Here is a 22,688-nt window from a genome sequence, read left to right on the forward strand (position 1 = left end):
CGGTTCCGCCGGGCGGCGTTACTTCCCTGTGCAAAGTGTTTTTAAATGTTGTTTATTTACAAATGCATTATAACAAGTTGCACAATAAAAAAGAATGAAGGAATCAAAGGCCATTTGTAATTATTAAAGATAAAATTCTGTTTAAAAACTCCGTTGCGCAATTGTTTTTCCTCCTCTATAATGAAGCCATACCACAGACAGCGTTATCTCTTCATCACGGGAGGAAAAGGAGCTTTTATGATTCCTGACTTTAACAACATGATTCCTGAACTTCATTATTACATCCACAGGAAGTGCACGCCCAACTGGAAAATCGACGCGAATGTGATCCCCTTCATCGACATTACATACGTCATAGACGGAAAGGCCGAGTACAACATCGGAGGCCACATTTATACTGTAAAAAAAGGCGATTTAATCTGCATCCCTCAGAACACCTACCGGGCGGCCGTCAACATCCCGGAAGACCTGATGGAGTGCTACTCCACCAACATCTTTCTGCGGGATCAGTTCGGCCAGGAGGCCCGCCTGCCGCTTCCCATCATCAGCCACATCGGGATCATCCCCCGGCTGATCTCGCGTTTCCACGAAATCCACGAGGAATGGCTGCAGAGGGATTTTGGATATATGCTGAAGATACGCGGAATCCTATGCCTCATCCTGTATCAGATATCCAACCTGATCCTGAATGAAAACCATTTAAGCCAGGAAGACCCCCGCATCAAAAACAGCATCCGCTATATGAGCATGCATTATTCGGAACCGCTGACCATCGATCTGATGGCCCGCCAGTTCCATCTCCATCCCGTCTACTACGGAAGTCTGTTCCGGGAGGCCATGGGGATGACCTTCAAGCAGTATCTCATCTCACTCCGTTTAAACTATGCGGAGAATATGTTAAAAAGCGGGGAATACAGCGTCAGTGAGGTGGCGCTGCAATGCGGATTTTCAGATATCTTCTACTTCAGCAAGCTGTTTAAGGAGAAGAAGGGGATTCCGCCCTCCGGCATGTTTCCGCCGGAAAGAAGAAAGAAAAAAGAAGACACGATTTTACTACCAGGAGGAAAAGAAGAATGAAAGCACTGATTATCGGAGGAAGCGGCGGCTTAAGCGGTATGCTGGCTTCCATGGCGAAAGAAACGTATGAGGTCTGGGCGCTCACCAGGGGAAAACGCCCTCTCGGCGCTGGAATTATCCCGCTCTGTGCGGACCGGGACGACAGGGAAGGATTTAAGAAGGCCATCCTGGGAGCGGGTGTCACCTGGGATGTGGTTTTCGACTGCATCTGCATGAACGAACGCCATGCAGAGCAGGACCTGGAGGTGCTGCCTTTCGTGAGCAGCCGGCTGGTGGTCATCTCGACCGACTCCGTCTACGATCCGGCGCGCAAGGCGACACCTCAGGCGGAAGACGGATTCTTCGTGGAGGAAAAGGGCGCCCCGGAGGAATGCAGCTATGCAGGGAACAAGCGGAAGATGGAGAACGTCTTTCTCCGCTATTTTTCCGGAGAAGGGGAGCACAGACTTAACGTTACGCTCTTTCGTCCCGGCCATATCTACGGCCCAGGCTTTCTGCTGGGCTGCTATCCGGAGCACAGCCGCCAGAAGGAGCTGCCGGATCTCATACTGGCAGGACAGCCCCTCTCCCTCGTAACCGGCGGAATCCACATCACACAGCCGGTCTTCGTCCGCGATCTGGCGCGCACCATGCTGGACTCGGTAAACCGGGAAGGCGCCTTTCAGCAGATCTTCTGCATCGGCGGCCCGGAGGCGGTGGAAAACCGCCTGTATTACGAAATCCTGGGAAGGCTTCTCGGTGTGGAAATCACCATACGGGAACTGCCTCTCACCGGATACCTTGATGCCCATCCCGAATATTCCGGCCATTTATGCCACCGGATCTACGATTTATCGAAACTAAAGGCCGCCGGCGTCCGGCTGCCCGATACACCGCTGGCAGAAGGCTTAAAACTCCATCTGGAATCTCTTGGATATTTATAAATCCCTATGCCGCCAAACGCTCATACTGGCAGGGTGTCTGGCCCGCTGTACGAGCAGACAAAGAGGCTGTCCGGAATACCTTTTTCTTTCCGAACAGCCTCTTCACCTTTACTTCTTATTCCTCCGACAAATACGCCTCAAACCGATTGATATTATCCCGCTTTCCGATCACCACGATTACGTCTTCCTTCCGGAACCGGTAGTTGGGCTGAATGTCAATGGTTGTATCATGCTCCCGCTCCATCGCCACGATATTTAAGCCGAACTGGTTGCGTATTCCCGCCTCCATCACGCTCTTGCCCTCCAGCACCGTTGTAAGCCGGATCTCCGAGACCGCGATGTCGTCGTTCAGGCTGATGAAATCCAGCGCATGGGGCGATACGAGGCGCCTGGCCAGACGGATGGCGATATCTTTCTCCGGGTACACCACCTCGGCTCCGATCTTCTCCAGCACACAGCCGTGCTCCGCGCTGGTGGCCTTCGATATGACCCTGGGCACTCCCATAGATATGACGGTCAGGGTGGCCAGTATACTGGTATCGATCTTCTCACCGATGCATACGATCACCGTCTCACAGTTCTGAATTCCGGCGCTCTCGAACGACGCCTTGTCAATTCCCTCGACGACGAAGGCCTCCGAGACCATATCACGGATCTGCTTTACCTTGCTCTCCGTGTTGTCAACCACCATAACTTCTTTTCCTGCCTCGGAAAGGGCGGTCGCCAGTGCGATCCCGAATCTTCCCAGACCTATAATTCCATACTCTATCGTATCTTTCCTGCGTTTCATTGTCTCTCTCCTCTACCCTATTGTAATAGTTTCTTCCGAGTACCACGCGCCCGCCTTCGGTTTAAAGCTCCAAATGGTCGCGATGGTAAGCGGTCCAAGCCTTCCGATAAACATGGTAAGCACCAGAATCAGCTTCGCGCATCCGTTTAAATCCGGCGTAATTCCGGTGGAAAGGCCTACGGTTCCGAACGCGCTGACCGTCTCAAACAGAAGCTTCATGAAATCGTATTCCGGCTCCACGAGGCACATCAGAAAGGTCTGCATACAGACCACTCCCAGCGCCAGTATGGTGATGATAAATGCCTGTGAGATCACCTCCGGCGAAATCCGGCGTTTGAACGCGCTGCAGTGCCTGTTGGTCGCCGCGCTGAACATGCTCTTTACCAGCACAAATGTGGTCGTAGTCTTGATACCGCCTCCGGTCGATCCCGGCGACGCTCCCAGAAACATCAGGATCGCCAGGACAAACAGGCCCGCGTTGGAAAAATTTCCGATTGGATAAGTGGAGAATCCCGCTGTTCTGGCGGAAGTACTCTGAAACAGGGCACCCAGCCACGTAATCTCCTCTGTCATTTTTAACAGTATGGTTCCCGCAGCCAGCAGCACGGCAGAGGTCAGAATGACGACCTTCGAGTGGAGGCTCAGCTTCTTCCAGGAGCGCTTCGCCCACACCTCCCGGATTACGAGAAATCCCAGGCCGCCGAAGATAATCAGGCCGCAGGTGGTAAGATTCAAGAGGACGTTGTCCTGATATGGAATCAGGTTTGTCAGTCCTCCCAGGATGTCAAAACCCGAGTTGTTAAACGCCGCCACGGAATGGAACACGCTGATTCCCAGCGCATCCAGAGCCGGATAATCCCTGGAAAATACCAAAAAGCTTAAAAACGCGCCGATGCCCTCGAACAGCAGCGTCATAAAGAGAATGGATTCCACCAGCGCCACCACGCCCTTTACCGTTGTTAAGTTCATGGAATCGCGGATCAGCACGCGGCCATGAATTCCTATCTTCTTGCCTGCCAGCAGAATAAAGCCGACGCCGACGCAGGTAACTCCCAGACCGCCGATCTGGATTAAGAGAGCTACCACCGTCCTGCCGAATACATTAAAGGTATCCGCCGTATCTACTGCGATCAGCCCCGTCACGCACACCGCGCTGGTGGACGTAAACAGGGCGTCTATGTAGTTCACGTGAACCCCCTCGTTTGCCGAAATGGGGAGCCACAGAATCAGGCTTCCTGTCAAAATAACGAAAGCAAAGCCCAGCACGACAATCCGGCCCGGGCTCAATTTACGCAAATGTTCACTCATCATGCACCTCTCTTTTTATGATATGGCTAAGTTAGCACAAACATGCCCGGGATTCAATCCTTTATCAGAATACTTAACACATCCTTAACTTTGAAAAAACTTTTTTTTACTTTTTTCCAAAATACCCTTGACATTTTATTTCCATTGGGTATAATAATGTCTATATTCCTCGATAGCTCAGTCGGTAGAGCACGCGGCTGTTAACCGCGCTGTCGTAGGTTCAAGTCCTACTCGGGGAGTTTTTTATAAGAAAAAGATCAGATATCTGTCACGATATCTGATCTTTTTTTGTTGTTAAGTATGGGATTACGCTTCCACTGCCTTCTCAATATCCATATTTTCCGGCAGAATCAGGTTAAGTACGAGAGCCAGAACAAATACAACCGCCACACAGTTTTCCGCAAACACATCCTGGAGGATGGCAGGGAAGATCTGGAAGATCTCCGGAAGCAGGGTAAATCCGATTCCCACGCTCAGAGACAGGGAGCTGATAATCGTGTTTCTCTGGCTGAAGCCAGCGCGGGCAAGCATCTGCACACCGCTGATGATGATGGAGCCAAACATCATGATCGTACATCCGCCCAGAACGGCATCCGGAAGAGATGCGAAGAAGGAGCCGATCGGCGGGAACAGTCCGGCCAGAATCATGCAGATAGCGCCCGTCATGATGGTAAAACGGTTGACGACCTTCGTCATGGCAATCAGCCCCACGTTCTGGCTGAAGGAGGTTACCGGAAGACATCCGAACAGTGAGGAGATACTGCTGGCGAATCCGTCACAGGCCAGGGAGCCGGATATCTCTTTCTCCGTAATATCGCGGTCGAGACCGGATACGACCATGGCGGTCGTGTCGCCGATCGTCTCCGTCGCCGACACCAGGAAGATCACAACGACAGACAGAATGGCGCCGGCGTGAAACTCCGGCAGAAACGGCAGAATACGCGGAAGGGATAAAATACCGCCTTCCAGCATCCCGGACAAATCCACAACGCCAAGTACGATGGCGAGCACATAGCCCACCACCAGGCCAAACAGGACGGAAAGCTGTTTCCAGAAGGACTTTGCAAATACATTAAACAGAATACAGCTGAGGAGCGTAACGGTACCGATTAATAAGTTGGTTGCAGAACCGAAGGAATCGGAATAACCGCCGCCGAAAGAGCGCGCGCCCACTGTCAGGAGTGAAAAACCGATGGAGGTCACGACACAGGCCGATACGATGGGGGAAATCAGCTTTCGCCAGTACTTGGCGAACAGGCCCAGAGTTCCCTCCACCAGGCCGCCGACGAGAATGGCCCCCAGCATGGAGGGATAGCCGTATTTGGCCCCCACAGAGCTCAAAATGGTCACAAACGTAAAGCTCACTCCCATAACGATCGGAAGCTTCGCACCGATGCGCCAGACCGGATACAACTGAATCAGCGTAGCAACCCCTGCGATGAACATGGCATTCTGGATCAGGGCAGCCGTCTGGCTGGTCTCTAAGCCCGCCGCCGCGGTCACGATGACGATTGGAGTCAGATTCGCCACGAACATTGCCAGTACATGCTGCAGACCGAAGGGGATCGCTTTTCCCAGAGGCACACGCCCGTCCAGTCTGTAAATGTTGTTAATGCTGACTTCTGCATTGCTTTTCATGATATTCTCCTTTATCATTTTCTTATTTCAATGTTTTTGCCGTCGTCTGCTGAACTGTCCGCGTTCCGCCCCCTGTCATCAAAGCAGAGAGCACCGTCTGCAGTTTCCTTCATCTACGGCACTTTTCAGTCATCGTTCACCCCCTCTTTACCATGAGAATCGGAATCTGCCGTATAGCGTGTCATACCGTCCAGCCGGGAAGTCTTTTTTGTTCCTTAGGACGTCCTTTTTGGTGAAACAAAAAAGACTTCCCGGCTGTCGGAGACAGGCAGCTTAAAAGCTGCTCCTGTAGCCCTGACATTTAGGAAGTCGGATAGAAACGTCCAGGCCATTATCCTGGACATATACAAGATGCATACGGTTATTTCTATTCAATTTTCACAAAAACATTGATTTGATATGTTTTATTATAAACATTTTTATCAATAAAGTCAACATATTTTTTAGGTATTCTTAAATTATTTTAGATATCATGCATAATAAAACTTTTTATTTTAATCTGCATATTTTTAAGATTTGTGAATAGAAAAATCCGATCCATCTTCTATAAGTTCAACCGTTCCGCCCGCCGGAACCGGTACGGTGAGAATCCCGCCGTCGTCGGTCAGAAGGCCGGAGGACAGCAGCCCGCCCGTACACTCCCGCACCGTCATTTTATACACCGTTTTGCCGCTTCCCAGGCGGAGGAGCAGTCCCTCTCTCCCGGTTCCATTGACAAACACCATCTCTCTTGCCGGCTGACGCACGGAGACCAGCTCCCGGCTGTGGTAAGTGCAGGCCAGCTGCTCCCCCGCACGGCCCATGATGACGTTATAACGGCACTGCGGGTTCAAAGGTTCAAAGCTCCCCTCCAGAAACGCCTTCTTATACCGTTTCCACAGGCCGCAGTAGTAAGCTAGCATCTCCTTATGCTCCCGCGGAAGCTCCTCCAGCCTCATGGAGAGCTGCGGCACGCTGAACAGAATCTGTATTATCTGCAGGGCCGCCCCCGCCGCAGTATCCTCCCGATCCCACATGAGCATATCGGAGTGCACCGCGCTCTCCCCTGCGATCAGCCGGAGGTCCGTCACGCGCACATGGTTCTCTGCATCGTCGAAGGGGCAGTCCACGGCGCGGAAAATATTGCCGAAGCTGCGCATGCGCGGCCCGTTATACGTCTGCCGGAATTCCAGCATAATATCCGCCTTATGGCTTTTTAACCGCGCCATGCAGTCTTTCATCAGCCGGTCGGCCGCCTCGGTAAAGGAAGTGCAGTCCCGCCTTTCGTCCTCCTCCCTCCCGCCAAATGGCGTAACCACGAATTCATCCACAAAGTCCAGCTTGAAGCCGTCTAAATCCCAGTCCAGAAGCGCTTTTTCATAAATACCGATCAAAAATTCCCTGACCTCGGGATACCGCGGGTCCAGCACATGCCACTCCCGCTCTGCATCCGGGTCGATGAGCATGTCCTTAAACCGCTGGAAATTTTCCGATCGCTCACCGATAAAGGGAACCGAATACCATGGGATGACGCCCATGCCGATATCGTGCATCCGTTTTACAAATCCAGCCATATCGGGAAATTTGGAGGGGGCCGGTTTCCAGTCTCCGCAGTATGCATAACCGCGTCCGGTATCCTCCGTCTGCCATCCGTCATCCAGGAGAAGGCTGCCGCATCCGAGTTCCTTCGCCAGCTCCGCCTGGGCGAACAGCGTCTTTTCATCCACGTTCTGGTGGTAACTGTACCAGGTGGAATACATGATCTCCCTGGCCGCTTCCGGCACCACGGCCGGTTCATTGCCAGGAATGGTCTCCCACCATTTTGCCGTGTCCGCAAGCGCTTCATAATAAGGCAGGGGACGGGTATCCACGCGCACCGTAACCGAATACTCCAGCCCACGGTATGCCTCCCGTTCAAACAGGGCTATCTCCACATCGTACTGTGCGGTCTCCTCCACGGGGATGCTTTTCAGTCCGATGGTATGAAGCGTGTCGGACAGGGCGATAACGGCGCAGTTTTTATTATCCTGCGCGATCAGGCACTCCACCGGCGCCCCCGTGAATCCGCTGGTTTCATACAGGTTCTCGAACCAGTCCGAATTGAGGGCCTTGATCAAGTGGAGCTTGGGTGTCCAGCGGTAATGGATGCCTCTGGCCGGAACCGCGATGTGAACCCGCACCGGCGGAAATACCGTCTCCCGCTCAGCGCGGAAGGACCAGGACAGAAAGCGGACGCCGCCTTCCTCCCACGATTTCCTTACCACTAAAAGCTCCTCCGGCACGCCTTCCTCCCGGATTTCTATTGTTCGTTTCATCATGCTGCACAATGGCTTTTCCTCCTGTCATGTCAGTTTTTTCTGCCTTCGGCCGCTTTAGCTTTTAACAGCGCCTGCAATCATCCCGTCAACGATATATTTCTGTGCAATACCGTAGATCAAAAGAATCGGAAGGATCGACAAAACGATAAACGCACACACATAGTTCCATTTATACGTCATATAGCCGACAAAGCTGTAGATGCTGAGAGGCAGCGTATTCTTGGCCGTATCCGTCACAAAATACAGGGAGATCTGAAAATCGTTCCATACCCCCATAAAGGTGATAATGATATTTGTGAAGACGGCCGGCTTTAACAGCGGAAAAATCACCCGGTAAAACATGCTTAAGAGTCCGCAGCCCTCCAGCATGGCCGATTCATCCAGGGACCTGGGAATCCCCTTGATGACGCCCGAATAGATCATGATGCTGAGCGGCAGCCTGGAAGCCACATGGATCAGAATAATCGCGGCGTAGGTTCCGCTGAGTCCTAAAAACTTAACGATCATCACCTCTGGTATAAGAGAAAGGGGCGCGATCATGCCGATCAGGAAGTAATTGCTCAAAATCCGGCTCAGCCTGTCGGAACGCCGCGTCAGGACAAAGGCCGTGATCGAGGCCACAAACACCGTCAGCGTCACCGCCGAGCCGGTGATAATCAGGCTGTTCTTAAACGCCCGCAGCAGCTGTCCCTTCTCGATTACGTAGGCAAAGTTCTCCCACAGGAATTTTTCCGGAAGGGAAAATGTCACCACCGCGGCCTCAGACACGGATTTGAAGGAGGTCAGAAGGACCAGCAGAAACGGAAACAGCACGAGAAACGCCATAAACGCACAGATCACATAGACGATCCCGCGGGAAACTCTCTTTTTTGTCTTTGCATTCATCAGATATCCGGCTCCCTTCTTCTCAGTATGCCTAACAGCGGTGAAATAACGATCACGATCAGCAGGAACTGAATCAGGTTGATCGCGGAGGCGTATCCCATGGTTCCGATCCTCATGGCGTCATACGACAGCTTGCTGATCACCTGGGTCGCCCCGTTTGGCCCGCCGTTTGTCATGGACATGACGATATCGAATATATTGAAGCCGCCGATGACGCATAAGGTAATGGTGGTATTAATGGACGGCGTGACCAGAGGAAGCGTGATATGGCGCGTCGTCTGCCATGCGCTGGCCCCGTCCAGCCTGGCCGCCTCGTAGACATCCGTCGAGATCGACTGAAGGCCCGCCAGAATAATGGCCGTATTGAATCCGATCCACATCCAGGATTCCACGGCGCACACGGTAAACAGGACGATCTTCGGATCTCCCAGCCAGTTGAGCGCCAGCCCGCTAAGACCGATGCCGCGCAGAAACTCGTTGAGTACGCCCGTGTCCGGCTGGAGAATAAAGGTGAAGACGTAACCAATCACCAGTGCTCCGATGGTACACGGCAGGAATATGATGGCCCGGAAGAAATCCCGGCCCTTAAACGCCCGGTTTAAAAGGAGGGCGAACACCAGGCCCAGTCCCACTTTAATGACGGTGGTAATCACGGCAAACGAAAAGGTATGGCCGAGCGCTGGCAGAAAGCTCTGCGACGCGAATAAGTCCTTAAAATTCTCGATGCCGATAAACTCCGGGCTTTCAAAGTTGTAGATGCTCCAGTTTGTAAAGGAAAACACAAAGCCGCCCGCTATCGAGCAGACATAAAACAGGGTGAATATGATGAGCGCCGGCACGACAAACACCAGCGGATAATACTTTTTCTCCAGCTTGCTCACAAGACTGCCTCCTTTTAAAAAGGACTGTCATACAACCGCTCCCGAAAAAGCTCTGTAAGACAGTCCAAACGATTCAATCACATGTTTAAATCCTTACTTAAATCCGTCGAATCCGAGCTGCTTCCCTACCACGATCACCGCGTCGCTCCATATTTTAGCGCAGTCCTCCGGGCTCTTCTGGCCGAGAAGGACGGAAAGGAATGAGCTGTTGGCATCGTCGGATGGGGTAATTACATACGTCTGGTTATAATGAATTTCTGTCAGCCCCTGATCGATATAGCTCTGGGTATCCTGAAGCGTCACGCTTAGATTTTCCGCGTCAACAGACTTCCAGACCGATGTACACGCTCTCGTATCCATGTTCAGCTTTAAATTCTCATCAGATGCCATGTAATTTAAGAAATCCTTTGCCGCATCTACATTGGCAGACTGATTCGAGATATAATATCCGCCAGGGCCTGCGATCGCAAGACGGCTGTCGCCATCCTTCGTCGGCGCCGCGAACATGCCGATCTTTCCTTTTCCGGATGGCTCTGTCTTGGCATACTCCGGGTCTGCCCAGTCGCCCATGTACATCATGGCGGCGGTTCCGGAAGCGATTGCCTTCTGTCCCATCTCGTACGTTGCAGTAGCCATGTCGCTGTTCACATATCCGTTGTCCACCCAGCCCTTCATTCTGACGTATAAGTCATTGAATTCCGGAAGGGAATCCCAGCGGATCTCGTTCTTATTCAGCTTCTCCAGCGCGTCCGGATTAGCAGCCAGAATATTGGGCCACTCGCCGTTGATGATCTGGTTTACGGTCCAGGCATCCGCCATGGACACGTAGACCGGTATGATGCCTGCCGCCTTTAACGTGTCGCATACCGCGTTAAATTCCTCGAAGGTCTTCGGCACTTCCAGGCCGTTTTTCTCAAATACCTCTTTGTTATAGACGATTCCGAAGGAATTGACTCCTCCGTTGGGGAAACAGTAGATTTTACCGTCGCTGTGTGTGACAAATTCCTTCCCCGTATCGGTTAAATTGGCGACCCATGGCTCTGACGACAAATCCACCAGATTCTTTGCATGCTGGTAGGAAGCCGCCTGCGTACCGGTATCTCCAATGAAAATATCCCACATGCCGTTGGTGGACATCTTCGTCTGAAGCAGGGAGTCGAACTGGTCATCATCGATGGCCTGCACATCCACGGTGTTGCCCGTAGCCTCTTCCCAGCCTTTCTTAAAGGTCTCAATATTGGATATCTCCACATGCGAGGCCTTTAAGCCTACGGTGATGGTTACGCCCTTTGCCTTCTTCTCTCCCTGAGTCTCCTTCTGGCTTTCCGCCGCAGTCTGTCCTCCTGCCGTTTCCGTTGTCCCGGCCTTCTGGCCGCAGCCTGCCAGCATTCCGGCCGCAAGAGCCGCGCATAACAGAACACCTGTCAATTGTCTTTTCTTCATAGCTACCTCCTTCAATTTGTTTCATCTGTTGTGCAATCAGTATAATTGATTCTCAGAAAAAAGCGAATGGAAAAATTTCTCTTATCCGTTTGTATTTTTTTGACCTCTCTTTTTTCCATTGTCATTCCACCGATTTTTCGCTATGATATAGGTAATCACTCAGAAGGAAATGGAGACTGACATGGATTTAAAAAAGAGGCATTTCAAACTAAAATTCAAATTCCGGCTGTTTCTTTCCGTGGCCGGAATTTTCCTGTTCATCGCGCTTTTCGTATCCCTTTTATTTTCCATGACTTCACTTAAAAATGCAAAGGATAATGATTACCGCGGCTCCGCCATGGTTCTGGAGCGCATCTCCTCCCAGATCGCGTCGCTGTATGAGCAGATGGATGTGGCCGCCACCTCCATCACAAAGAATTCCACGCTGCGGGGCACGGTGCTGAATTTGAATATCCGTGATTCCCAGCTCACCCAGCAGCAGATGATGGAGGAGCTGGAAAAGACCAGGACAATCCAGAAGACACTGATTAACATGATGTTTTCACCCATCATCTCCAATGTGCTTCTCTACAACCGGAATCTGGACTATTTCTATTATACGGGCCTCTATCTTCACGATGAAGGCCTGTTAAAACGCGCCCTGTCGTCGGACCGCTCCTTCGAAAAGCTTATGGAGGCACGGTACGACCAGCTCTACTTAGGCCCCCACCTCTCCCCGTGGTCCGGCGACGACAAGGTCGTGCTGTCCGCCATACGGAATTTTTCCGACATCACCACGACTCAGGACACACTCGTCGAGATCCAGGTGCCCTATGCCCACCTGGATTCCATCTGCCGCCAGGAAAGCTTCGGAGACGAGAAGGAGATCGTAATCCTCGATTCCGGCTGCCGCCAGATTTATCCCTATGAGGAGACCGTCACCGTCCTTCCCCCTGAAACCATCGATCATATTGTTGCGCAGTTTAGGGACGGCGTTCCGGATTTCTACAGCGATGAATACGCCTATTACGGAAGCTCCATCTTAAATAACCGTTTTCACGTACTCTTAGTCTCCAACCAGAGCACGCTGGCACAGTATCGGAAGCAGAATGCGACCAATACCATCCTGGCCGTCATCCTCATTCTGACCACCACCTGCGCCATCATATTCGTCATTATCTCCATCGTTTCGAAGCCGCTGAACCAGATGATCCGCTACATCAACGCGCTGAGCCTCGACCAGGATGCGCCCTTAAACCTGTCCTCGGACTTCCTCGATGAGTTTGAGCTCATCAACAGCTCCTTCAATCAGATGCTGGTAAAGCTGAAGGACTCCATCAAGGAGGTATACGAGGCCCAGATCCGGGAGAGCAACGCCAACTTAGCGGCCCTCCAGGCCCAGATTAACCCTCATTTTCTCTACAACGCCTTAAACTCCATCAGCGCGGCCAGTGAGATTTACGGAAGCGAGGTCACCTCCAGGATGTGCCAGCAGTTCTCTTCCATGATGCGCTACATCACCTCCTCCAGCCCGGAGGCCAAGCTCACCGAGGAGATACGCCACACCCGGAATTACCTGGACTTCATGAAAATCTCCTATGACGGCAGCTTCGATTACACCATTGACGCCCCGCTCGAAACGGCCAATCTCTTTCTGCCCAGGCTGACCATCGAGCCGTTAGTGGAAAACTGTTTCAAGCATGGCTTCCGGGAGTGTCTGCCCCCGTGGCACATCACCATCAGCTGCGCCATCGAAGGCGCCTCCTGGTTCATACGGATCGCCGATAACGGCAGCGGATTTTCACCGGAGGCGCTCTCTGATTTCCAGGAATTCAAGGACGCCTACGGCTCCAGAAAAACGGCAGACTTATACCGTGACCTGGAGATTGACGGCCTGGGATTAAAAAATATCTACGGCAGGCTGTTCCTGTATTTTAACGGAAATGTGGATATGTACATAGAAAACGGCGGCTCCCGCGCCCTGTGCGTGAGCCGCCCCGACAATCAGAACAGCCCCGGTGGCTGTCTCATCACAATAAGAGGAGAAATAACACATGATTAAGATCGTCGTCGCCGAAGACCAGCCACTGATTCTGAAGGATTTGTGCTTGAAAATTGAAAAATGCGATCCGGATATGGAGATAGCCGGGACCGCCACCGACGGCAGAGCGGCCTATGAAAAAGCGGCGGAGCTCCAGCCGGATATTCTCTTTACCGATATCAAGATGCCGTTTTTGAGCGGATTGGAGGTGATCTCCCGGCTGAAGGCCGAAAACAGGCAGATCCACACCGTCATCATAAGCGGATACCGGGACTTTGAATTTGCCCGGGAGGCCATGAAGCTGGGTGTGGATGAGTATCTCTTAAAGCCGCTTTCGGCAGACGACATTGCCTACGTTCTCTCAGAGCTGAAAGAGAAAATATCCATGAAAAAGAAAGATTACAACCGCCATCTCCTCGAATCCCTGATTCAGTCTCCCGGCACCCGGACCGGGCATATCAACACGACGTTTCCCTACGACTGCTATCAGCTTCTTCTGATGACGGCGGGCTCTTATCCCACGTTCCTTCTGGATTACGCCCTGCCCCATGAGGACGTGGGGGCGTTTCACCTTTTGGAAACCGCATGCCGCTCCCGGAAGCAGGAGGGCGAGATGACTTACTTATTCTCCGGCAGGCACGAGAACGAACGCATCTGTCTCGTCTGCTGCAGCAATCCCGAATCCACGACGGCGAGGCAGATCGCAGAGGATGTTCTCTCCGCTTCCTCAGGGTCCGGCCTCCCCATAACCGTCTGTATCAGCCGCCGCATCCGCCATGTGGACAACATCGGCATGGAGGTTCAGATCATGCGGACTTATACGGAGCGGAACCTGCTCTTCGGGCGCTCCTCCCTTCTGGAAGCCAAACCATTTGAAATGAATATGCCTGACCTGTCGTCCTATCTGACCGCCGCACAGCTTCAGAAATTCCTGTTCTGTGTCAGGAACCAGGATGAAGCCAGATTCCAGGAGACCATGGCCGCGCTTTTGGACGCCCTCGAAAGTCAGAACGCGGCCCAGATCACCGTCGATTACTGCTTAAAAAAGCTGTTTAAAGACTGTTTTCCGGAGCAGACCTCGGTGGACTTTGATTTGGAGATCGACGAATACATCACCTACTCCAAGAGCTACGGGGATCTCTACTCCTACCTGAAGTTTTTCGTGGAGCAGCTCATGCAGAACGCCTCCCTCTGCAACACCTCCGGCCAGTCCGACTCTGCCAGAATGGCCGCGGATATTCAGGAATACATCGAGAAGAACTACGCCGCCAACATCAATATCAATGACATCGCCACCGCTTTTTCCCTGACACCGGCCTATTTCAGCCGCATGTTCAAGAAATATACGGGAACCCGGCCCATCGAATATCTGACCTCCGTGCGGATCCGCCACGCCTGCGAATACTTTGCCAACTCCGACTTTTCCGTGCGCCAGGTGGCGGAGTTCTGCGGTTACTCCGATCAGTATTATTTCAGCAAGGCGTTTAAATCCATTACGGGGAAATCTCCTTCCGAGTACAGGATTCTTTCCCAGCCGTAGCGCAGGTTCCCCATTAATCCACCGATATCTTAAATACCAGCGGATAACCGCCTGACACCTTCGTCCGGATATGAAGCCCGGTTTCATCGCGGCTCCACTCCGGCGGCTCTGCGCTTCCCAGGACCTCGACCGAGCGGATGATTCCATGGAATTTCGGCAGCTTCGACGCGTCCTGCTCCGCCAGGGATTCAATCACGTATTCCCCGCTTTCACTGCACGCCAGGACGGCAGCGTATAAGTAACCATTGGCCGTCGTAAACCGGAAATCCCGCGGGGTAAAATGCTTTCTGATTCTGTCGGTAAACTGTCCCTCCACCACCTTTGTGGGACCTTCGCCGTATTTTCTCCAGACCCTGCTGCCGTATACCGCCTCGCCGTTGACCTTCAGCCATCTTCCGATTTCGAGGAGCACGTTTCTGTCCTCCTGGGATATGGTCCCGTCTGCCTTGGGCCCCACATTCAGCAAGAGACAGCCGTTTTTGCTGACAATATCGATCAGGTCGCAGATAATATCCGCCGCCGGACGGTACTCGTTGTTTTCCGTGTAGCACCAGGAATTTAACGCGATAGCCGTGTCTGTCTGCCAGAAAAACGGCTTTACATCGGCAAACTGGCCTCTCTCCACATCGGGAACCGCCGTCCCGAACGGAAATGCATCATGCTTATAATTGATGACCACCGCTTCTCCCCACTGGACTCCGCGGTTATAGTAGTAAGCCGCCAGCTTCCGCAAATACGGTTTGAAGCTGCTGTGCTGAATCCACCAGTCGAAATACAGGAGCTTTGGATGATACCGGTCGATGATCTCGCAGGTGCGGACCAGCCAGTCGTTTAAGTACTCCTTTGTCGGCTCCGGCTTTCCATAGATGTCGTGATGGTCCGGCTCCGGCATGGCCGGCCAGTAGAAATCCCCCCGCTCCATCGGCTCCTTGATATCGCTGTCGAACTCTCTGCCGTGTCCCATGAAAAACCAGTGCTCCGCCCGATGGGACGACGCTCCGTTTACCAGCCCCCTCTTTTGGCATTCCTTTGTCAGTTCACCCAGAACATCTCTCTTCGGCCCCATCTCCCAGGCATTCCAGCGGGAAATCTCACTGCGGTACATCATAAATCCATCGTGGTGCTCCGCCACCGGCACTACGTAGGATGCCCCCGCCTCCGTAAACAAATCCGCCCAGGCGGCCGCATCAAACTGTTCCGCCGTAAACAGCGGAATAAAGTCCTTATATCCAAACGATTCGTGTTTTCCATAGACCGCCGTATGATGCTCATATACCTTCGACCCCTGGATATACATATTGCGGGAATACCATTCATTTCCAAATGCTGGGACACTGTAGATTCCCCAGTGAATAAAAATACCAAATTTACCGTCCCGGTACCACTTCGGCGGCTCATAGGCCGACAGCGATTCCCACGTATCCGTGTAGGGCCCCTGTTCAATCACCCGGTCGATTTCCTCCAAATACGGTTGTAAATGATACATGCTTCTCCTTTCCGCGCGCGGTTCACCGCACAGCGCAGCCACTCCTGTTCCTCTCTATCATACGGAATTATGGCCTGGAATCCAAGAGAAGGAGCTGACGTATTTTACCGGTATATGTCGTTTTTTCGAATGTTTATGTTTGACTTTTCTTTATTTACGGGATATGATAGTTCTGTCTGAAAACCAGAACACAGAACTTCATTTCCGCGGCACGGAGGCGTTATTTTATGCATGATAACAGCTTGAATTTTACCTTTCCATTAGAACATGTTTCCTTCCAGGTCTCCATGGTATCCACCGGCAGAATGGTCCGGTCCATCCCCGCCCACGCCCACGGCAGAGGGTGTTATGAGATTCATTATATCCGGCACGGCTCCGGGACCGTGGTGATAGACGGCGTCCCCCGGCGCGTCGGACAGAATACGCTCTATACCACCGGGCCTTCCATCCTTCATGAGCAGATTCCCGATCCGTCTGATCCCATGGTGGAATCCTGCATCTATCTGCGCGTATTCCCTGATTTCGAAAAAATGGAGCGCACCTCATTCCTGACGCCCTTTTTGGAACAGGCCTTCTGGATGGGGCAGGATACCCAGCAGGTTCTTCCCCTGTTTGATACGATTTTTCAGGAGCTGGAACAGAAAAAGCCGGGATACAGGCCGCTTCTCTCCGCTCTTTTTCAGCAGCTGATCGTCTGTATTGCGCGCAATTATCTGGAGCCGGAGGCATATCAGCCGGTTCCTGAAAACGGCTTTGAAGATGCTTCCGGGGACAGCAGCCTGTCTCTGATCGTGGAGGAAGCGTTTTTATATGAATACCGGACCATCACGCTGGAACGGCTTGCCCGGCGGATCCATCTCTCGCCCAGGCAGACGGAGCGGCTGATCCGGCAGTATTACAACAGCACCTTTTTGAAGAAACGGACCGAAGCCCGCATCGGTGCCGCCTCTGTTCTGCTGAAAACAACGGAACTGCCGGTCGGTGAGATCGCGGAGATGACCGGCTACTCCTCCTCCGAACACTTTTCCTATGCATTTAAAACGTATACCGGCATGAGCGCCCGGGAATTTCGCAGGAAATCATCTTTCGAAGCAGGTCCACGCCCCCTTTCGGAAAATGTTTTTTAGAAAAACGCAAGATTGGGTCACTACTTTGATAAAATACAATACAATAATTATAAAGACATTAATTAAGGAAATATCTTATGACTCAATTTGAAACGCTTCCTCTTTCCGCAACACAGGCAAATGATGACGATATCGATCCGGGATTTTTAGTACCGGACTATGGCAACGTAATCCCTCCATTTGATGAGGAGATCGATCCTGATTTTTCCGTTATGCCTCCATACCCGGATGGCGTTATCCCGGATCGCCCTTATCCGGAAGGCCCCTCTTATCCACCTTTTTACCCGCCGTTCTTTCCGACACCGATGCCCTGTCTGTTCTGCAACACCAACCAGTGGGCGCGCGGAAGCATCCGGTTCCTGAATGCGGCAACCGGCTATAATGCCTTTACCATCTACATCGATAACCGTCCGGTATACTCTAACTTAAACTTCCCTGAGCTGACGAGGTATCAGCAGATCTCACAGGGCTATCACAGATTTTCCGTAGTCGGAAACGGCTATACCTACGTGCAGAAATCCATGTATGTCGGAGACGGCATGGCCACCATCGCAGTGATCAATTCGTCCACCGGACTGGATTTGACATCGATCGCCGACACCACCTGCCCGACGCCCAATGCAAACGCATGTTTCAGGGTCTGCAATCTGGCCTACTACAGCGGGCCGGTGAACACGGTCATCGGAAATGTCTATTTTAACTCGACCAACTTCAATCAGGCGGCCAGCTTCAGCTCTATGGGAAGCGGAACCTACACGGTAAACGTCGCCCGCTCCGCCCAGCCGCAGAACACGCTGGTCTCCACCACCGTCACGCTGCGTCCAGGACGCACCTACACCCTTTACGTATTGAACTGGAGCCCAACTCCCGATACGATCCAGACACTGCTGGTGGAGGACCGGAGAAATTAATCCTGTAAGGCTGCCCGGCGGTTGTAAATGGGGATTGACAAAACGGTAAATACAGACGAAACACAAAAATCCCCTGTAAACACTTATCACGCGTTTACAGGGGATAGATTTATCATCAATTAAGCCACTTTTGTCTTAGCAAGTTCTGCTAACTTGGCGAAGCCTTCCGCATCATTAACAGCCATGTCAGCCAGGACTTTTCTGTTTAAATCAACACCAGCTAACTTTAATCCATGCATAAATACGCTGTAGGATAAGCCATTGATACGTGCTGCTGCGTTGATACGTGCAATCCATAACTGTCTGAACTGTCTCTTTCTTTCTTTTCTGCCTGCATAGGAGCTGGTTAATGCTCTCATTACAGACTGCTTTGCTACTCTATACTGTTTGGAACGAGCGCCTCTGTAGCCTTTAGCCATCTTTAACACTCTGTTATGTCTCTTCTTAGCGTTCATACCGCCTTTAATTCTTGCCATCGGTTTTTCCTCCTTCTTAACTTAAGATCCTATAAATATGGTAAAATCTTCTTCATTACTTTTGCATTGGTTGCGTCTGTAACGATATCTTTTCTAAGATTTCTTTTTCTCTTTGTAGACTTCTTAGTTAAGATGTGAGATTTGTAAGCTTTGTTTCTTACAAGCTTTCCTGTACCGGTCTTTTTGAAACGCTTTGCAGCTGCTCTGCTTGTTTTTAATTTAGGCATTGTATTTTCCTCCTTGATAATGTTCTATTAACGTTTTGGTGTTAAAAACATAACCATGCTTCTTCCTTCCACTTTGGACGGCTTGTCAATAACCGCTATATCGGCCAATTCCTTTGCGAAATCCTCAAGAATATATCTTGACTTTGACATATGCGCCATCTCACGACCTCTGAAACGTAAGGTTACCTTAACTTTATCTCCTTTTTCGAGGAACTTCCTTGCGGCGCCCATCTTTGTACTTAAGTCATTTGTGTCAATATTGGGAGATAAACGAACTTCCTTTACTTCGATTACCTTCTGTTTCTTCTTAGCTTCTTTTTCTTTTCTTGCCAGTTCGTATCTGTATTTACCGTAATCGATAATCTTACAAACCGGTGGCTTTGCGGTCGGAGCAATCTTTACAAGGTCCAGTTCTGCGTCTTTTGCCATCTGTAAGGCGTCTCTCGCAGGCATAACCCCTAACTGTTCTCCATCTTCACCAATCAACCGAACTTCCTTGTCTCTAATTTGTTCGTTAATCATTAAATCGCTAATTGTCGTGCACCTCCTATAGTGTGTTTGGTCGGAATTCACATTACTGCCCGTCAGGGCATAAAAAAAGTAGATAGACAAACGCTACCCACCATCAAAGTCTCTACACAGTATACCTATGTAAATAAGGCTATGAACCAGGGTCACTTACTCGTGCCGTGGTGAGGCGGATACCTACTTTCCTGACTGTTGTTTCCACAACTTGTTATAGTCTACAATATGACAGAAGAAAAGTCAAGTGTTTTTTATCGATTTCTTAAACTTACGAAATTTGCAAGGAATAAGTAAAGAACAATAAGGAAGATTGTGGTATTGTAAACATATCAAATATATGATACCACAGAACCGTATTAAAAAACAGGAGGATTGAATCTTGAATAAAAAAACAGTACTGCTTTCCGCCATTCTTCTCACCGCAGCGCTGAGCGCCTGTTCCAGCCGCCAGGCCAGCCCGGAACCGTCGGAGGATCCGAAAGCCACAGTGGAGCACATGACAACAGACTGCAGCGCGGAAGCGCCATCTGCCTCCGGTCCGGCGGAGGAAAGCAGCTCTTCTATCCCGGCGGAGGTCCCTTCCGATGCTTCTGACAGAACCGGACGATTTTTAAAATCCACCAGCGGAGACGGCATTCTGGTCATTGACAACTACGGTCCCGTCGTCTTCACCTATGCCTCCGGCGACAGAAGCGTCTTGGATACGCTGGACAACGGCGACTCCGTTTCCATGAAGGCCGGGCCCATTATGGAGACGTGGCCGGGACAGACCACCGTCTATAGCTGTGAGCTTCTCAGAAAGGGAAGACGCGATGCAGTCGATCCCGATACCCTGGCGTCCCTGATGGAGATGGGCCAGATCGCAAAAGAGCCGCTCTCCCCCATGTTCTATGCCAGAGATACCCTTTTTATCGGCACAGGCAGAACCGCCAGCCCCACCTGCGGAACGGAAGACGGCAGCTTTTCCTCCGTCATTGACAGCTTAAAGGTCCCATCGGAAAATGGCCAGTCCAACTTCGGAAACAAGGGCGACGGCTACATTTCTCTCTGGGATGGCGCTATGGCAGTCAGGGACGGCGACCATTACACGCTGTTTCTGGCAAACGGAACGTTGGAATATGAAGGCCGTTTCTTTCGTCAATCGGATTTGAGCGAGGATACGGTTGCCTGGCTGGAATCCTATAACAACCTCCCTGAGGAGGGCCGCAAGTCCATATCCTACGTCCCTTATGATCTTATGCCGGAAGACAATACAGGCATAACAGCAATGGAGACGGATGCCTCAGCTCCCTGAGGAATCCGTCTCCATTCTTCTTTCATCTTACCTATCTTTTTTTCTATTCTTTTTTTTCTATACTAATTCATTATATTTTCCGCGTTTTACGTAGTGGGTATGCAATAGCTTATGGGCCAGATGGCCGCCGGGTTCTCCCAGGAACTCCTCATACAGCTTCATAAGATCCGGATTCTCGTGGGACTTGCGCAGAGGCTTGTGTTCGTCCTCGCTGTAGAGCGCCGCCGCACGTTTTTTCCGGAAATCGTCCTCCTTCGGACGCGGCTGGCCGCCGCCTGCGATGCAGCCGCCCGGACATCCCATGACCTCAATGAAATGGTACGGCGAGGTGCCGTCCGCCACCTCTCTCATCAGCATGGAGGCGCCTTCCAGTCCGCTGGTTACCGCCACCTTCACTTCCACGCCTTCCAGATGCTTATACTCCAAAAGTGTGTCTTCGATGACGAAGGACGCGGTCTTAATCTGTTCCAGACCCACGATCGGCGTCACGTGAAGCCCTTCAAAGGGCAGTTCCCGTCCCGTTACCAGTTCGTACACGGTACGCAGCGCGGCCTCCATAACACCGCCGGTTACACCGAAGATATCGGCGGCACCCGTGGAGAGTCCCAGCGGCGCGTCAAAGCTTCCTTCCGGCAGATTGACGAAATCGATGCCCGCCGACTTGATCATCCGCGCCAGTTCCCTGGTCGTCAGAACCGCATCCACATCCCGGTTTCCGTCTACTTCCATCTCGCCCCTCTCGATCTCATACTTCTTCGCCGTACACGGCATCACGGAGACGACATACAAATCCCGGGGATCCATGGAAAGGCGGTCCGCATAGAATGATTTTACCACCGCTCCCATCATGGTATGCGGGCTCTTGCAGGTGGACAAATGGTCCAGCTCCTCCGGGAACTGGTGCTCGATGTGCTTGATCCATCCCGGTGAACAGCTGGTAATCATCGGCAGAACCGCGTCCCCTCCGGTGAGCACAGCAAAAAGCCGGTGCAGAAGCTCTGTTCCTTCTTCAATTATCGTTAAATCCGCGGAGAACAGCGTATCGAAAACGTCGTCAAAGCCCAGCTCGTGGAGGGCCGAAGCCATTTTCCCAGTAACCGGAGTTCCGCAGGGAAGGCCAAATTCTTCGCCGAGGGCCGCGCGGACAGCGGGCGCCACCTGAACGACCACGCGCTTGCCTGGATCTCCTAATGCCTTCCAGACCCGGCTTAAGCCATCCGTCTCCTGCAGCGCACCGGTGGGACAGACCACCGTACACTGGCCGCACATGGCACAGGCCGTGGAATTAAGCGGAAGCCCCATAGCCGGGCTGATGACCGTGTCGAAGCCGCGGTTCTGCGCCTGTATGGCCCCCACGTGCTGTATCTCGTTGCACACGGTCACACAGCGGCGGCACAGGATACATTTGCTGGTATCCCTGGTGATGGAAGGGGAAATGTCCACGCTGCATCCGGAGCGCTCGCCCTCCAGCCGGGTCTCCGTGATTCCCAGCTCATAGCCCAGCTCCTGGAGTTCGCAGTTCTGGTTTCTGTTGCAGCTTAAGCAGTCCTTCGGATGGTCGGAAAGCAGCAGTTCATACAGGACCTTTCTGGCCGCACGGACCTTCGGCGAATTCGTATGAACCACCATGCCATCCCTCGCCCTGACGATGCAGGAGGCCTGGAGATTCTTCATCCCATCCACCTCCACGACACAGATCCGGCAGGAACCGTATGTATGGACATCTTTTAAATGACAGAGGCTTGGGATTTTGATGCCGGCTTTTGCCGCCGCCTCCATGATGGTCGCTCCCTCTTCTATTTCTACTGTTTTTCCATTGATTGTCAGCTTTATCATCTCT

Annotated in this window: 19 protein-coding genes, 1 tRNA gene and 1 riboswitch; of the genes, 8 read left to right on the forward strand and 12 right to left on the reverse strand. The window is 51.9% G+C overall.

All coding sequences use genetic code 11. The features are described from left to right. Window positions 1-237: 237 nt before the first annotated feature. Together H8S80_RS21545 and H8S80_RS21550 are read left to right on the forward strand one after the other, a co-directional pair. Window positions 238-1,077 carry an AraC family transcriptional regulator gene (locus H8S80_RS21545; RefSeq protein ID WP_117632847.1) on the forward strand — a complete coding sequence of 280 codons (840 nt, stop codon included), beginning with the start codon at window positions 238-240 and terminating at the stop codon, window positions 1,075-1,077. Continuing rightward, entirely contained in the window at window positions 1,074-2,000 is a 927-nt protein-coding gene (locus H8S80_RS21550; RefSeq protein ID WP_117632848.1) for an NAD-dependent epimerase/dehydratase family protein, read from the forward strand. The genes H8S80_RS21545 and H8S80_RS21550 overlap by 4 nt, the downstream gene beginning before the upstream one ends. A 115-nt stretch (window positions 2,001-2,115) precedes the next feature. Here H8S80_RS21550 and H8S80_RS21555 read toward each other — a convergent pair whose 3' ends face one another. Together H8S80_RS21555 and H8S80_RS21560 are read right to left on the reverse strand one after the other, a co-directional pair. Then, window positions 2,116-2,790 (reverse strand): potassium channel family protein, encoded by a 675-nt coding sequence (locus H8S80_RS21555; RefSeq protein WP_002603695.1) that lies wholly within the window; start codon window positions 2,788-2,790, stop codon window positions 2,116-2,118. A gap of 12 nt (window positions 2,791-2,802) precedes the next feature. Then, window positions 2,803-4,098, reverse strand: a complete 1,296-nt coding sequence (locus H8S80_RS21560; protein ID WP_117632849.1) for a TrkH family potassium uptake protein — start codon at window positions 4,096-4,098, stop codon at window positions 2,803-2,805. A gap of 166 nt (window positions 4,099-4,264) precedes the next feature. Between H8S80_RS21560 and H8S80_RS21565 the strand changes: the two genes are divergently transcribed. Next, window positions 4,265-4,337: transfer RNA gene (locus H8S80_RS21565), tRNA-Asn, on the forward strand. 67 nt (window positions 4,338-4,404) lie between these two features. Here H8S80_RS21565 and H8S80_RS21570 read toward each other — a convergent pair. The 5 genes from H8S80_RS21570 to H8S80_RS21590 form a co-directional block, all read right to left on the reverse strand. Then, window positions 4,405-5,736, reverse strand: a complete 1,332-nt coding sequence (locus H8S80_RS21570) for a uracil-xanthine permease family protein (RefSeq protein WP_117632850.1) — start codon at window positions 5,734-5,736, stop codon at window positions 4,405-4,407. 269 nt (window positions 5,737-6,005) lie between these two features. Then, window positions 6,006-6,106, reverse strand: a riboswitch (purine riboswitch). A gap of 139 nt (window positions 6,107-6,245) precedes the next feature. After that, window positions 6,246-8,033 carry a glycoside hydrolase family 36 protein gene (locus tag H8S80_RS21575; RefSeq protein WP_243007962.1) on the reverse strand — a complete coding sequence of 596 codons (1,788 nt, stop codon included), beginning with the start codon at window positions 8,031-8,033 and terminating at the stop codon, window positions 6,246-6,248. Between the two features lie 54 nt (window positions 8,034-8,087). Continuing rightward, window positions 8,088-8,918: a carbohydrate ABC transporter permease gene (locus tag H8S80_RS21580; protein WP_002603691.1), complete on the reverse strand. Its 831-nt coding sequence runs from the start codon at window positions 8,916-8,918 to the stop codon at window positions 8,088-8,090. Further along, window positions 8,918-9,799, reverse strand: a complete 882-nt coding sequence (locus H8S80_RS21585; RefSeq protein WP_002603690.1) for a carbohydrate ABC transporter permease — start codon at window positions 9,797-9,799, stop codon at window positions 8,918-8,920. The genes H8S80_RS21580 and H8S80_RS21585 overlap by 1 nt, the downstream gene beginning before the upstream one ends. 93 nt (window positions 9,800-9,892) lie before the next feature. Beyond that, window positions 9,893-11,242, reverse strand: coding sequence for an ABC transporter substrate-binding protein (locus H8S80_RS21590; RefSeq protein WP_117632852.1), 1,350 nt, complete (start codon window positions 11,240-11,242; stop codon window positions 9,893-9,895). Window positions 11,243-11,423: 181 nt separating this feature from the next. On the opposite strand from H8S80_RS21590, the gene H8S80_RS21595 reads away from it, so the two are divergent. Both H8S80_RS21595 and H8S80_RS21600 read left to right on the forward strand, forming a co-directional pair. After that, complete coding sequence (locus H8S80_RS21595; protein ID WP_181988013.1) at window positions 11,424-13,283, forward strand: histidine kinase; 1,860 nt, start codon at window positions 11,424-11,426, stop codon at window positions 13,281-13,283. Then, complete coding sequence (locus H8S80_RS21600; RefSeq protein ID WP_002603687.1) at window positions 13,276-14,802, forward strand: response regulator transcription factor; 1,527 nt, start codon at window positions 13,276-13,278, stop codon at window positions 14,800-14,802. Before H8S80_RS21595 ends, H8S80_RS21600 begins: the two co-directional genes overlap by 8 nt. A gap of 13 nt (window positions 14,803-14,815) precedes the next feature. Here H8S80_RS21600 and H8S80_RS21605 read toward each other — a convergent pair whose 3' ends face one another. Beyond that, window positions 14,816-16,288, reverse strand: a complete 1,473-nt coding sequence (locus tag H8S80_RS21605) for an alpha-L-fucosidase (RefSeq protein WP_117632854.1) — start codon at window positions 16,286-16,288, stop codon at window positions 14,816-14,818. 227 nt (window positions 16,289-16,515) lie between these two features. Between H8S80_RS21605 and H8S80_RS21610 the strand changes: the two genes are divergently transcribed. Both H8S80_RS21610 and H8S80_RS21615 read left to right on the forward strand, forming a co-directional pair. After that, window positions 16,516-17,415 (forward strand): AraC family transcriptional regulator, encoded by a 900-nt coding sequence (locus H8S80_RS21610; RefSeq protein WP_117632856.1) that lies wholly within the window; start codon window positions 16,516-16,518, stop codon window positions 17,413-17,415. A gap of 77 nt (window positions 17,416-17,492) precedes the next feature. Next, window positions 17,493-18,326: a DUF4397 domain-containing protein gene (locus H8S80_RS21615; protein WP_002603684.1), complete on the forward strand. Its 834-nt coding sequence runs from the start codon at window positions 17,493-17,495 to the stop codon at window positions 18,324-18,326. Window positions 18,327-18,445: 119 nt separating this feature from the next. Here the strand turns inward: H8S80_RS21615 and rplT are convergent, their stop codons facing one another. Genes rplT through infC form a run of 3 tightly spaced genes read right to left on the reverse strand, consistent with a single transcriptional unit; the run spans window position 18,446 to window position 19,551 of the window. Continuing rightward, window positions 18,446-18,802: a 50S ribosomal protein L20 gene (rplT, locus tag H8S80_RS21620; RefSeq protein ID WP_002603683.1), complete on the reverse strand. Its 357-nt coding sequence runs from the start codon at window positions 18,800-18,802 to the stop codon at window positions 18,446-18,448. Window positions 18,803-18,831: 29 nt separating this feature from the next. Beyond that, complete coding sequence (gene rpmI, locus H8S80_RS21625) at window positions 18,832-19,029, reverse strand: 50S ribosomal protein L35 (RefSeq protein WP_002603682.1); 198 nt, start codon at window positions 19,027-19,029, stop codon at window positions 18,832-18,834. A 27-nt stretch (window positions 19,030-19,056) separates the two neighbouring features. Then, window positions 19,057-19,551, reverse strand: a complete 495-nt coding sequence (infC, locus tag H8S80_RS21630; protein ID WP_025531319.1) for a translation initiation factor IF-3 — start codon at window positions 19,549-19,551, stop codon at window positions 19,057-19,059. A gap of 382 nt (window positions 19,552-19,933) precedes the next feature. On the opposite strand from infC, the gene H8S80_RS21635 reads away from it, so the two are divergent. Continuing rightward, window positions 19,934-20,848: a hypothetical protein gene (locus H8S80_RS21635; RefSeq protein ID WP_117632857.1), complete on the forward strand. Its 915-nt coding sequence runs from the start codon at window positions 19,934-19,936 to the stop codon at window positions 20,846-20,848. 57 nt (window positions 20,849-20,905) lie between these two features. Here the strand turns inward: H8S80_RS21635 and H8S80_RS21640 are convergent, their stop codons facing one another. After that, complete coding sequence (locus tag H8S80_RS21640) at window positions 20,906-22,684, reverse strand: NADH-dependent [FeFe] hydrogenase, group A6 (protein WP_117632858.1); 1,779 nt, start codon at window positions 22,682-22,684, stop codon at window positions 20,906-20,908. Between the last annotated feature and the right edge of the window lie 4 nt (window positions 22,685-22,688).

Source organism: Hungatella sp. L36 (assembly GCF_014288035.1).